The following is a 12,824-nucleotide window of genomic DNA, read 5'->3' on the forward strand; positions in this document are numbered from 1 at the left end:
GCGCGTGCACCGCCCGGGACCGTACGTCCCCCTTCCGGAACTGGAGAACCCCATGCGCATCACCGTGTTCGGCGCCACCGGCAACGTCGGCAGCCGGGTGGTGGCCGAGGCCGTCGCCCGCGGCCACCAGGTCACCGCCGTCCTCCGCGACCCCGCCAGGCCGCACAGCCTGCCCGGAGCCGCCACCATCGCCATCGGCGACGCCCGCAACCCCGAGGACGTCGCCCGGCTGGCCACCGGCCAGGACGTGGTGATCAGCGCCACCCGCCCGGCGCCCGGCAGCGAGGGCGAACTGGCCACCGCCACCAAGGGCCTGCTGGCCGGCACGGCCGGAACGGGCGCACGGCTGCTGGCCGTCGGCGGCGCGGGCAGCCTCACCCTGCCCGGCGGCGGCGGTGCCACCGTCATCGACGGCCCCGACTTCCCGCCCGGCTGGCTCCCGATCGCCCTCGCCTGCAACGAGCAGCTCGCCCTCTACCAGGCCGACACCGAGGTCGACTGGGCCTACCTCAGCCCCGCCGCCCTCCTCGAACCGGGCGAGCGCACCGGCTGCTACCGCCTCGGCCGGGACGAGCTGCTGGTCGACGCCGACGGCGTCTCCGCCATCTCCATGGAGGACCTCGCCGTCGCCCTGCTCGACGAGGCCGAGCGACCCGCCCACCACCGCACCCGCTTCACCGCGGCCTACTGAGGCGGGCGGCCCGGCCGCCGAGCGGTCCGGTCGTCGGCGGAGCGTGCATCGCCGCCGGCGGGAGGACCGGGTTCCTGTCACACCGTGAACATCTGGAGGTTTCGTGAAATCGTGCAGTGCAACTGCTGCTGACGTGGCGTCGGCGGACCGGTTCACCCGGTCCGGTGGGACGGGGCCGGGTGAGACGGCGTCCGGTGAGCTGATGCTCGTCGCGCCCGGCACGGAACACCTGGCCGGCTTCCGTGCCGAGATCACGAACCTGGGACTGGGGCCCGTGCAGGTTTCGACGTTCGCCTTCTCGCCGTTCCGGTCACACCACACCCCGGTCCGTGTCCCACGGGGTGATCCCGAGCAGTACCAGCTGGTGCTGACGACGAAACGCGCCCTGCGGGTGCCCCGGCCCGGCCGTGGGACGGTGATCGCGGGGGACACGTTATGGACGGACGCCTCACGTGCTGTGGAGAGCCACGGCAGCTCCGACGGCGGCGAAGTCCGGGCGATCGTGCTGCAGATACCCCGGTCCGTCCTGCCGCTGCGGCCGAACAGGGTGGACCGTCTCCTCGCACAGCCCATCCCCGTGACCGGAGGAACAGGAGCGATACTCGCCGATTTCCTGGGCGCACTCGTCGCGCACGGTCCGGACTGCCAGGCCGAGGAGACCAGCCGCCTGGGATCCATCGCCGTCGACCTGGCCGCCGCCTGCCTGGCCCAGCATCTCGGAGCCCTGGGCGAGGCACCGGCCGAGGCCCGCGCCCAGGCCATGCGGCAGCGGATCACCGGCTTCATCGAGCACAACCTCGGCGACCCGGACCTCACGCCCCTGGCCATCGCCGACCGGCACAACATCTCCTTGCGCGGCCTCTACGCACTCTTCGAGGGGCAACCCCTCAGCGTCGCGGCCTTCATCCGCCGACGCCGGCTCGAACGCTGCCACGCCGACCTCGCGCGCCAGGAGCTGAGGAACCACTCCGTCCAAGCGATCGCGGGCCGCTGGGGCTTCTCCAACGCCACCGCCTTCAGCCGCGCCTTCCGCGAGGCGTACGGCCTCACTCCGACCGATCACCGCGAGAACGCCCTCCGGCCCGCACTGCATGCAGTGTCAGGAGACCCTGCACGGCACGCGCACCGGAGCATGCCGATCGAGCCTAGATTTCCTAGCGCTGGAGACAACAGGCCGACGTAAGCGCCGGTCAGGGGTGAGAAGTTGACGGCCTGCCGCCGCATCGGGCGGCCAGGGCACGGTCGTACCCCTTCACGCCGCGCCGCCGTCGCCGTCCATCGGAAGAAGAGGAACACTCCGTGACCATCCGCCTCAAGCTCGCCGCCGTTCTCGCGGCTGTCGCCGCCACCACCACGCTCGGCACCCTCGCCGCCCCGGCGAACGCCGCTTCCCCCGTCCAGGCCGCCGCCGGCCGCCACGGCTACAACCCGCAGGCACCGCTCGGATCGTTCGACAATCCGGTCATCATCGGCGGCAACCAGCAGCTCGCCGTTCTCACCCCGGCACAGCGCGCGGCCACGGACCAGGCGAAGATCAAGCTCGCCGCCGAGGCCAAGAACCACGAGGAGGGCACCCGGCTCAACACCGGAATGCAACCCACCACCGAGCACAACTGCAACCTCGGCGTGTACTGGGACCAGTGCGACAGCGTCAGCTGGGGCCGGTGGACCCTCGCCACCACCCTGGACAAGAACCACCACGAGTGGGCGACGCAGCAGGGTTACGCCGCCAACGCCAACTTCGACACCTACATGGACCGGTCCTACGACGGCGGCAGCACCTGGGACGGCATCATCAGCACGGTGGTGAACACCTCCGCCTGGGGCGAGCCCATCTACGACGGCCCCGGCAACTGGGTCCGGGCCTGTATCTACAACATGGACACCTACGTCGTCGCCTGCGACGCATGGCACTGACCGGCAGCTCTCCACGCTCCTGAGTGAACACCGCTGATCCGCAGGCCCCCTCACCCCGGTCCGGCCGGGGTGAGGGGCCTCGGCCGTTCCCCGGGACGCGGTACCGGCAAGCCGGGCACAGCGGCCCCGGGCGCCGGCCGGCGGTCACGGGGTGTCCCCGGCACCACCCGAAGAAGGAGGTGCGGGCCGGGAATCGCGGGGGTGCGACCGCGTGCCGGGGCCCCTGGGCCGGCGGGGCAGGGGCCCCGGCACGTCCGCCGTCAGGCGCCGAGGCGCTCGACGGTCACCTTCGTGAGGACGACCTCCTCGACCGGGCGGTCGCTGCCGTCGGTGTCGACCTTGGCGATCGCGTCCACCACGTCGGCGCCCTCGACGACCTCGCCGAAGATGGTGTGCTTGCCGTAGAGGTGCGGGGTCGCACCGACCGTGATGAAGAACTGCGAGCCGTTGGTGCCCCGGCCCTGCCGCTTCCCGGCGTTGGCCATGGCCAGCAGGTAGGGCCGGTTGAAGTAGAGGTCCGGGTGGATCTCGTCGTCGAACTCGTATCCCGGACCGCCGACGCCCAGGCCGAGCGGGTCGCCGCCCTGGATCATGAAGCCGGCGATCACCCGGTGGAAGACGGTGCCGTCGTAGAGCCGGTCGGTCGACGTCTGCCCGGTCTCCGGGTGCGTCCACTCGCGCTCGCCCTGGGCCAGCTCCACGAAGTTGCGGACGGTCTTGGGCGCGTGGTTCGGGAACAGCTTGACCTTGATCGTGCCGAGCGTCGTCTCCAGCGTCGCGATGAGGGTCTCTGCCACGTGGTGTCTCCATGCTTCGTCGGGCCGGGGGCCTCGCGCCGCGACCGCCCCCGCATTTCCGCGCATACAGTAGTCGACCGGTCGCGCCCGGAGACCGGCCCGGTGCCACCGGCGCCCTCCCGGGGCGGCTCGTCGGCGGCACCCGGCCGGGGCCGGTCACCGGGCCGGGCGTCCCGCAGCGGGAACGGGTTCGAGGCCGCGCCTGCCCACCGCGGGCCGGTGGCCGTCCTCCTGCCGGAACAGCCGGCCGGGCCACCACATCCACCGGCCCGCGTCCAGGGTCAGGGCGGTGACCAGCACCGAGCGGACGACCACGGTGTCCAACAGCACGCCGAACGCCACCGCGAACCCGAGCTCGGCCGCGAACACCAGCGGCAGCGAGGCCATCGCCGCGAAGGTGCCGGCCAGCACCAGACCCGCCGAGGTGATCACACCCCCGGTGGCGGACAGGCCGGTCAGCGCGCCGCGCCGGGTGCCGTGCAGCAGCGCCTCCTCGCGGACCCGGGTGACCAGGAAGATGTTGTAGTCGATGCCCAGGGCGACCAGGAACACGAACGTCAGGAGCGGGAAGGAGGCCTCCGCGCCGGCGAAGTGGAACACGTGGTCGAACACCAGGCTGCTCACCCCGAGGGCCGCCCCGAAGGACAGCACCACCGTCGCCATCAGCAGCAGTGGTGCGACGACCGCCCGCAGGAGCAGCGCGAGGATCAGGAACACCACGACCAGCACGACGGGGATGATCACCCGGGAGTCGCGGGCGGCCGCGTCCTGGGTGTCGAGGACGACCGCCGCGTTGCCGCCGACCTGCGCGTCCGCGCCCCCGATCCGGTGGACTGCGGCCCTGGCCTGCTCGACGGTGCGCATCGCGGCCGTGCTGCCGGGGGCGTCCTTGAGCTCCCCCAGCATGACGGCCTCACCGTCCTTGACCATCGGCGTCGAGACCCCGGCGATTCCCGGGACACCGGACAGCGCGGCCCTCACCTGCTCCGCCGAGGCGGCCCCGGCCACCACGACGACGGGGTCGCCCGAGCCGGCCGGGAAGTGCCTGGACTGGATCTCCTCGCCGACGACCGTCTGCGGCCTGCCGGTGAACTGGTCCGTGGCGGAGAGCCCGTCGGCCTTGAGCCCGAACACCCCGGCCGCCATGGCGCCGAGGACGAGCGCGGTGCCGATCCACACGATCCGCGGCCGGCCGGAGACGGCGGTACCGACCCTGGTCCAGACGCCACCCTCGGCCGCCCCGACCGAGCCGTACGACGGCCGAACCGGCCAGAAGACCCAGCGGTCGCAGATCACCAGCAGGGCCGGCAGCAGGGTGACCATGGCGAGCAGCCCCACCAGGATGCCCACGGCACAGGCCGGCCCGAGTCCCTTGGTGGAGTTGAGGGTGGCCAGCATCAGCAGCATCAGGCTGACCGCGACGGTCGCGGCGCTGGCGACGATCGCGGGGCCGGAACGGCGCAGCGCCTCCGCCATCGCCTCGTGCCGGTCCTCGTGCCGCCGCAGCTCCTCCCGGTACCGCGAGACGAGGAGCAGCGCGTAGTCGGTGGCGGCGCCGAACACCAGCACCGTCAGGATGAAGCCGGTCTGCTTGTTGACGGTGAGTCCGGCGTGCTTCGCCAGCAGGTAGATCACCGCCTCCGAGGTGACCAGGGCGCCGCCCGCGGTGAGCAGCGGCAGCAGTGGCAGCACCGGGCTGCGGTAGGTGACCAGCAGGATCAGGACCACCACCACCGAGGTGATCACGGTCAGGCCGCCTCCCCCGCCGAAGGCCTTGATCGAGTCGGACGCCTGACCCGCCGGTCCGGTGACGTGGAACCCCAGACCGTCGGCGTTCGCCTCGCCGACCCTGCTCATCGCGTCGACGGCCTTGCCGATCCCCTCCCAGCCCGTCCTGTCCTTCCGGATCCGGACCACGGTCTGGACGGCCTTGCCGTCCTGCGCCTCCACCGGTCCCTCCGGCTGCCCCACGACGTTCTCGATGCCCTGGAAGGCCTCGGCGTCGGCCCGGACCTTGGCCAGGTCGGCAGCGGTGACGCCCTCGGGCCGGTCGTAGACCACGATCGCGGGGAGGGCGTCGGCGAGCCCGAAGCCCTCGGCCCGTTCGACGACCCCGGTCGACTCCGCGTTCCCGGGCAGCCAGGCCGAGTTGTCGTTCTCCTCGACGTCACCGAGCCGGCCGGCCAGCAGGACGGCCGGGACCAGCAGGACCGCCCAGAGGGCCAGGACGACCCACTTCGCCACCCTGCCGCAGGGCAGGGCCGCTGTCTTCCGCATCACGTGCACTCCTTGGCGTTCAGCCGACGTTCCGGCGGGTGCGTTCCGAAGGGAGAGGAAGCAGGCGCCCGGAGTGTGACATCCGGTCGGGAGATGTGATCCACCTCTCAGCCGCGGCCACGGCGCACCGTCAGCAGGGCGGGTGCGACGCACCGTCAGCAGAGCGGGCGCGATGCACCGTCAGTAGGGCGGGCGCGACGCACCGTCAGTTGGGCGGGCGTGGCGAGGCCACCGGGCCCGGCCGGGACCCACCCGGGTGCCTGCACACCATGCGGGGGTGTCCCTGGCACCACCCCCAAGACGGGTGCGCGCCCTATCGATCACGCCGTTCCGGGTCGACATGATCAACGACGTGACCTCGAATGCGACCCTCACCGCCCCGCCCGCCCGCGCCCGCCGACGCCGGGCGCCCCTCGCCGCCCTGGCAGCCGTGCTGCTCGCCGCCGTCGCCCTGCCCGCCACCGCCGGGGCCACCGGCGCCTCGGCCGCGCCCGCCGTCCCCGCCCGCTACGCCCAGCAGCACCTCGCCTGGCAGCCCTGCACCGAGGAGCCCTCGCTGGAGTGCGCCACCATGGCCGTCCCGCGCGACTGGCACCACCCGGCGGACGGCCCGGACGTCACCGTCGCGGTCTCCCGGCACCGCGTCGCCGACCCCGCCGAACGGCGCGGCACGCTGCTGATGGCAGCCGGCGGCCCCGGCGGCACGGGCCTGCTGCGCCCGGCCGGCTTCGTCCACGACGCCCCGGCCCTCGGCGCCGCGTACGACGTGGTGGGCTTCGACCAGCGCGGGGTGGGCCACAGCACCCGGGCCGTCTGCCAGACCCCGGAGGAGTTCCAGGCCTTCTTCGCCGGGGACTTCCGCGACGACTCCCCCGCCGCCCGGGAGCGCGTCATCGCCAACTCCCGCAAGCTCGCGGCCGACTGCGAGGAGCGCAGCGGCGGTCTGCTGCCCTACCTGACCACCGAGCAGACCGCCCGTGACCTCGACCTCTTCCGCGCCCTTCTGGGCGAGCGGCGGATCACCTACTACGGGCCGTCCTACGCCACCATGATCGGGGCGTACTACGCGACGCTCTTCCCCAACCGGGTCGAGCGGATGGTGCTGGACAGCAACATCGGCTTCGACGGCACCTGGGAGCAGTTCCAGCTCGGCCAGCCGATGAGCTTCCAGCGCCGCTTCGAGGAGGACTTCCTGCCCTGGCTGGCGGCGCGCGACAGCACCTACCACTACGGCTCCACGCCCGCCGAGGTCAAGGCCCGCTGGGAGCAGCGGCGCGCCGCCCTGCACGACGCCCCGCTCGTCGACGGCACGCTCACCATCGGCCCCAACCAGCTGGACAACGGCTCCATCCAGGGCATCTACCGCATGAACAACGGCTTCTCCCTGCTGGCCACCGCGCTGACCGCCCTGGAGGACTGGCCCGGCGCCGACCCGGCCGCCCGGACGACGGCACGGCGGGTCTTCGGCGACTACCTCAGCCCGGAGTTCCTCGCCGAGTACTTCTCGGTGACCTGCAGCGACACCCCGTGGACCCGTGACCTCTCGGTCTGGACGGCCCGGGGTGCCGAGAACACCGCCCGCTGGCCGCTGGTGGGAGCCCGGACGCTGGCCTTCTCCGCCGTCTGCGCCGCCTGGCCGGCCCCGGCCGCACCGAAGGTCCGGGTCACCGGCGCCGGGCTGCCGCCCGTCCTGATGCTCAACTCGGTGCACGACCCGGCCACGTACTACGAGGCCGCCCTCTCCGCCCACCGCGCGCTGCGCGGCTCCCGCCTGGTGACGGTCACCGGCAACGGCGACCACGGCCAGTACCCCGGCCCGAACACCTGCGTCCGCGAGGTCGTAGAGTCCTACCTGCTGGCCGGCCGGACACCCGCCCGCGACCTCACCTGCCCCTCCCCGCAGGCGGGTTGATCCGGGCGCCCGCCCCTCGGCCGCCGGTGAGAACGGCCGGAGCCCCGATGCCACCGCCCGCGGACGCGGCGTGGCCGCCGGACGGATCCGGCGGCCACGGGCGGGGCAGGGCGGGGCGAAGGGGTGGGTGTCAGCTGCTCAGGGGCGGTCGAGGGTGATGGAGTTGACCGGGGTGAGGTCGGCCCAGACGCCGTTCTGGGCCGGCATGTCGTAGTTGCAGTTGGTGCCGTTGTAGCCGAGGCACAGGTGGGCGTGAGCGCCACCGGACTGGTTGTTGAGGACCCAGTGCCAGCCGGTCTTGTTCTGCAGGTTGTGGGCGCCGTAGCTCCAGAAGACGTCGGTCGGCGGGGTGGAGGTGGGCGCGCCCTCGCCGTAGACGCAGACCGCCCCGTACGGGCAGCCGTCCCACGAACCGTCGGCGGCCTGGGCCCCGGTGGTGCCCAGGGCGGTCACGGCGGCGGTCGCGAGGGCGAGCGCGGCGGCGGCGTGGATGATCTTGCGCATGGGTGGATCTCCCTCTGGTGTGGCTGTGGCTGATCTGGCCAGTGATCAGCAGCGTAGGAGGGGTGCGGCGGCAGCGGTCCCTGACGGATGACAGGGTGACGGCCGCGGATCCGGCCGCTCGGCACCGGGCCCGGCGGCGGGCGGCGGGCAGCAGGCAGCAGCAGCTCCGGACGGCGGCGGTCACACGGGAACGTTCCCCGCCTCCGCGGCACCGAGGTCCTGCCGGCCGAGGACGCGCAGCAGTTCCAGCCGCTCCGCCGTCTCCGAGCCCGGGTCGGCGGTGTACACCAGCAGCAGTTGGTCCCGCCCACCGGTGGCCAGCACCTCGCAGTCGAGGTCGAGCCGGCCGACCACCGGGTGCAGGACCGTCTTGCGGCTGCTGCGCCGCACGGCGACCTCGTGCTGCTCCCAGTAGGCGGCGAACTCCTCACCGGTGGCCCGCAGCCGGTTCAGCAGGGCGACGAGGTGCGGGTCGCCGGGCCGGGCGGCGTGGGCCGCGCGGAGGTGGGCGACATGGGCGCGGGCGAGGGCGTCGTGCTCCTCGGGCGGGAAGAGGGCGCGGGCGGCGGGGTCGGCGAACCAGCGGACCGTCACATTGCCAAGGTGAGACGCCCGGTCGGCCACGTCGCCGAGGAGCGCGGCGGCCATCGGGTTCTGGACGAGGACGTCGCCGACGTCCGAGACGACCTGGGCCGGGGTGTCGTGCAGGCGGTCCAGGATCAGCAGCAGTCCCGGGCGGATGTGGCTCAACGGGCTGTGACGGCGCGGGGGTTCGTGGCCCGCGAGGTGGAAGAGGTGGTCGCGCTCGTCGTCGGTCAGGCGCAGCGCACGGGCGAGGGCGGCGGCCAGTTGCGGCGAGGGCTGCGGACCGCGCCCCTGCTCCATCCTGGCGTAGTAGTCGACCGAGAGCCCGGCCAGTTGGGCGACCTCCTCGCGGCGCAGGCCCGGCGTGCGGCGCCTGGCACCGGGCGGCAGGCCGACGTCGGCGGGGGTGAGGCGCGCACGGCGGCGGGTGAGGAAGTCGGCGAGGGCCGGTCGGTCGATCACGCGTTCCAGCATGGCGCATCGGCTGCCTTCTCAACCAGGGACTGCCGATCCCTGGTTGAGGAGGTCTCTCCCGCCGCCGCGACAACCCCGGCAGAGTCGGTCTCGGCGGCCGGAGCTACCGGCCGCCGGACGGACGGGCGACGGGGAGTCGACGATGACGGTTTTTCTGGTGACCGGGGCAACGGGGCAGGTCGGGCGCAGGTTCGTGCCGCGGCTGGCGCAGTGGGCCGGTGCGGGTTCGGTCCGGGTGCTGGTGCGGGACGAGGCGCGGGCCGCCTCGCTGGCCGCGCTCGGCGTGCAGGTGGTGGTCGGCGACCTGCGGGAGCGGGCGGACCGGGCCCGGGCGCTGGCCGGCGCGGAGGTGGTGGTCAACGTGGCCGCCGCGCTGCGCGGGGTGACGGACGAGGAGGCGTTCGCGGTGAACCGGGACGCGACGGTGGAGCTGGGCCGCGAGGCGGCCGGGGCCGGTGTGCGCCGGTTCGTGCACACCAGCACCAATCTCGTCTACGGACGCGGGCTGGGCCGCCCCGCGGTGGAGGCCGACCGGCTGAACCCGGACGCCGCGTGGGGCGCCTACGCCGCGTCGAAGGCCGAGGCGGAGGCGGGGCTGTGGGAGCTGGGCGACCGGCTGCCGCTGGTGGTCGCCCGGCTGGCGTTCGTCTACGGCGAGGGCGACCCGCACCTGGCGGACTCGCTGCACTGGGCCGGCCGGTGGCCCTCGCACCAGCGGCTGCCCGTGGTCCATCACGCGGACGTGGCCCAGGCGCTGTGGCGCGCGGCGGTGACGCCCGGCGTGGAGGGCCGGACGTACAACGTCGGCGACGACGCGCCGGTGACCGCCTGGGACCTGCACGAGATCAACGGCGCGCCGCAGCCGGCGGGCGCCGCCGGGCACACCCCGGCCGACCCGGCCGACCCGTGGGAGGGACAGGTCTCGACCGCGGCGATCCGCCGGGAGCTGGGCTGGCGCCCGCTCTACCCGTCGGTGTGGACGGCCCGCGACGCCGGTGCGCTGTAGGGATCGCCCCGGGTTCCCGCCCGTCCCGCCCCCGCCCGGCCTGCCCGTCTCGACCGCCGTCCCGCCCGCCGTCCCGTCCCGCCCCGCGCATGTCGAACCGCGTGCGGCGGACGGCACCGCGCCGGGGGCGGGCTCCGCGCGAACGGAACCCGCCCCCGGCCGTCGGCCGCTACCGCGGTGCCGGGGCGTAGCCGGCGGGCCGGGTGGTGAAGGTGCCCCGGCCCTGGGTACGGCTTCGCAACCTGGTCGCGTAGCCGAAGAGTTCGGCCAGCGGCACGGTCGCCGACACCACCGCGGTGCCGGCCCTCGGCGCCGAGCCCTGAACCCTGCCGCGGCGGGCGGCGAGGTCGCCGAGCACGCCGCCCACCGCGTCCTCGGGCACGCTCACCGTCACCTCGGCGACCGGTTCCAGGAGCAGCGGGCCGCACTTCCGCAGCGCCTCGCGCAGGGCGAGCCGCCCGGCGGTACGGAACGCCAGGTCCGAGGAGTCCTTGGGGTGGGTGGCCCCGTCGGTCAGCGTGACGAGCACGCCGGTGACGGGGTGGCCGCCCAGCGGGCCCTCGGCGAGCGCGTCCCGGCAGCCGGCCTCGACCGCCTGGACGTACTCCTTCGGCACCCGCCCGCCGGTGACGGTGGAACGGAACTCGAAGCCCTCGGCCACGTCACCGTCCAGCGGCGCCACGTCGAGCACGAGGTGGGCGAACTGGCCGGCGCCGCCCTCCTGTTTGACGTGCCGGTACACCAGGCCGCGAACACCGTCGGCGATGGTCTCCCGGTAGGCGACCTGCGGCCGTCCGACGGTGACCTCCAGACCGTGGACCCGGCGGATCTTCTCCACCGCGACCTCCAGGTGGAGTTCGCCCATGCCGGACAGCACCCGCTGGCCCGTCTCCGGGTCGGTGCGGACCACCAGCGACGGGTCCTCCTCGGCGAGCCGGGCCAGCGCCGTGGCCAGCCGGTCGGTGTCGGTGGCGCGCCGGGCCTCGACCGCGACGGTGACGACCGGATCGGCCGCGACCGTCGGTTCCAGGACCACCGGCGCGGAGGGCGCGCACAGCGTGGAGCCCGCCCGGGCCGCCTTGGCGCCGACCACCGCGACGATGTCCCCGGCCACCGCCGAACCGGTCTCCGCGTGCCGGTCGGCCTGCACCCGGAGGATCCGGGCGATCCGCTCGGTGCGTCCCGTGCCGGCGTCCAGCACCGTGTCCCCCTTCCGCAGTGTTCCGGAGTAGACGCGCAGATAGGTGAGCCGGCCGGTGGCGGTGGCGTTCACCTTGAAGACCAGCGCCGCGAACGGCCCGGCCGGATCGGCGGCCCGCTCGACCTCCGCACCGCCGGCCGCGCCGCGCACGGCGGGTACGTCGAGCGGCGAGGGCAGGTACGCCACCACGGCCTCCAGCAGCGGTTCGATGCCCCGGTTGCGGTACGCCGAGCCGCAGAGCACGACCACGGCCTCGCCGGTGCGGGTGAGGTCGCGCAGGGCGGCGGCCAGCGTGCCGGGGGTCAGCGACCCGCGGTCGCAGAACTCCTCCAGCGCGCCGGGATGGAGCCCGGCCACCGCCTCCTCCAGCATCCGGCGACGCAGCTCGGCCTCCTCCCGCAGCTCCTCGGGCACCGCGCCCTCCTGGTACGCGTCCGGGCCGGGCCGGTCCGCCCAGGTCAGGGCGCGCATCGTCAGCAGGTCGACCACACCGGTGAAACCGTCCTCCCGCCCGATCGGCAGCTGGACGGCCAGCGGGGCCGGGTGCAACCGTTCGCGGATGGAGGCGACCGCCGCGTCCAGGTCGGCGCCCGCACGGTCGAGCTTGTTGACGAAGGCGATCCTCGGCACACCGTGCCGGTCGGCCTGCCGCCAGACCGACTCGCTCTGCGGCTCGACGCCCGCGACGGCGTCGAACACCGCCACCGCCCCGTCGAGCACCCGCAGCGAGCGCTCGACCTCGTCGGCGAAGTCGACGTGGCCCGGGGTGTCGATCAGGTTGATCCGGTGGCCGTCCCACGCGCAGCTGACGGCCGCGGCGAAGATGGTGATGCCGCGGTCCCGCTCCTGCGGGTCGAAGTCGGTGACGGTGGTGCCGTCGTGGACCTCGCCGCGCTTGTGGGTCTCGCCGGTCAGGAAGAGGATCCGCTCGGTGACGGTGGTCTTGCCCGCGTCCACGTGGGCGAGGATGCCGAGGTTACGGACCGTCGCGGTGGTCTGGGCGGTGCTGGTCTGCACGGCGGCGGTCTGGGCGGCGGCGGTCTGGGTGGTGGCGGTCTGGGTGGTGGCGGTCTGGACGGCGGTGGCGAGGTCGGTGCGCATGGCCCGGTGCCTTTCGGGGTGTTCCGGAAAAGGGCGGCGCGATTACGGCGACGGAACAGCCTCGGCATGTGGCCGGAGAGCACACGGCCGGCCGAACCCGCTCCCGTGCCCAGGACAACTGGGCCAGGAGGGCGGGTGGTTCAGGCGTTCGTCGCAGTCATCCGATGCCGGCCGCGCAGCGGGCACCGGACGCACGAGGACACCAGGATCACCTCGTACCGCGAGGAGGGAACGACGACAGCGGTGCGGTAACGCACGACTGACCCTCCCTCTACTCGTCACGGTGGTACCGCCCCCGGAACGGCGGCGGCGTACGGCTGCGACCCGAGTCTAGGAAAGCCGCCCCGTCCCGGTCACCG

At 74.0% G+C, this 12,824-nt stretch carries 10 protein-coding genes; 5 read left to right on the plus strand and 5 right to left on the minus strand.

Annotated elements, in window-relative coordinates:
- The first annotated feature begins 52 nt into the window (after window positions 1-52).
- The 3 genes from ACFC1F_RS17430 (at window position 53) to ACFC1F_RS17440 (ending at window position 2,608) form a co-directional block, all read left to right on the plus strand.
- The gene (locus ACFC1F_RS17430) at window positions 53-691 is read left to right on the plus strand and encodes an NAD(P)-dependent oxidoreductase (protein WP_376159197.1); all 639 of its coding nucleotides are present in this window, start codon (window positions 53-55) and stop codon (window positions 689-691) included.
- 202 nt (window positions 692-893) lie between these two features.
- Complete coding sequence (locus ACFC1F_RS17435) at window positions 894-1,874, plus strand: helix-turn-helix domain-containing protein (RefSeq protein ID WP_376159199.1); 981 nt, start codon at window positions 894-896, stop codon at window positions 1,872-1,874.
- Between the two features lie 116 nt (window positions 1,875-1,990).
- Window positions 1,991-2,608: a hypothetical protein gene (locus ACFC1F_RS17440; RefSeq protein WP_376159201.1), complete on the plus strand. Its 618-nt coding sequence runs from the start codon at window positions 1,991-1,993 to the stop codon at window positions 2,606-2,608.
- A 260-nt stretch (window positions 2,609-2,868) separates the two neighbouring features.
- Here ACFC1F_RS17440 and ACFC1F_RS17445 read toward each other — a convergent pair whose 3' ends face one another.
- Both ACFC1F_RS17445 and ACFC1F_RS17450 read right to left on the minus strand, forming a co-directional pair.
- Window positions 2,869-3,405 carry a peptidylprolyl isomerase gene (locus ACFC1F_RS17445; protein WP_376159203.1) on the minus strand — a complete coding sequence of 179 codons (537 nt, stop codon included), beginning with the start codon at window positions 3,403-3,405 and terminating at the stop codon, window positions 2,869-2,871.
- A 156-nt stretch (window positions 3,406-3,561) separates the two neighbouring features.
- Window positions 3,562-5,685 carry an MMPL family transporter gene (locus ACFC1F_RS17450; protein WP_376159205.1) on the minus strand — a complete coding sequence of 708 codons (2,124 nt, stop codon included), beginning with the start codon at window positions 5,683-5,685 and terminating at the stop codon, window positions 3,562-3,564.
- A gap of 349 nt (window positions 5,686-6,034) precedes the next feature.
- Between ACFC1F_RS17450 and ACFC1F_RS17455 the strand changes: the two genes are divergently transcribed.
- A complete protein-coding gene (locus ACFC1F_RS17455; protein WP_376159207.1) occupies window positions 6,035-7,594 on the plus strand; it encodes an alpha/beta hydrolase in 1,560 nt (519 codons plus the stop codon).
- A gap of 138 nt (window positions 7,595-7,732) precedes the next feature.
- Here the strand turns inward: ACFC1F_RS17455 and ACFC1F_RS17460 are convergent, their stop codons facing one another.
- Window positions 7,733-8,098, minus strand: coding sequence for a hypothetical protein (locus ACFC1F_RS17460; RefSeq protein ID WP_209411028.1), 366 nt, complete (start codon window positions 8,096-8,098; stop codon window positions 7,733-7,735).
- A gap of 180 nt (window positions 8,099-8,278) precedes the next feature.
- Window positions 8,279-9,142, minus strand: a complete 864-nt coding sequence (locus ACFC1F_RS17465) for a helix-turn-helix transcriptional regulator (protein ID WP_376159246.1) — start codon at window positions 9,140-9,142, stop codon at window positions 8,279-8,281.
- 157 nt (window positions 9,143-9,299) lie between these two features.
- On the opposite strand from ACFC1F_RS17465, the gene ACFC1F_RS17470 reads away from it, so the two are divergent.
- Window positions 9,300-10,163: an NAD-dependent epimerase/dehydratase family protein gene (locus ACFC1F_RS17470; RefSeq protein WP_376159209.1), complete on the plus strand. Its 864-nt coding sequence runs from the start codon at window positions 9,300-9,302 to the stop codon at window positions 10,161-10,163.
- A gap of 169 nt (window positions 10,164-10,332) precedes the next feature.
- Here the strand turns inward: ACFC1F_RS17470 and fusA are convergent, their stop codons facing one another.
- Window positions 10,333-12,465 (minus strand): elongation factor G, encoded by a 2,133-nt coding sequence (gene fusA / locus ACFC1F_RS17475; RefSeq protein ID WP_376159211.1) that lies wholly within the window; start codon window positions 12,463-12,465, stop codon window positions 10,333-10,335.
- Window positions 12,466-12,824: the final 359 nt, after the last annotated feature.

The sequence above is a fragment of the Kitasatospora sp. NPDC056181 genome (assembly GCF_042266225.1).
Classification (GTDB): domain Bacteria; phylum Actinomycetota; class Actinomycetes; order Streptomycetales; family Streptomycetaceae; genus Kitasatospora.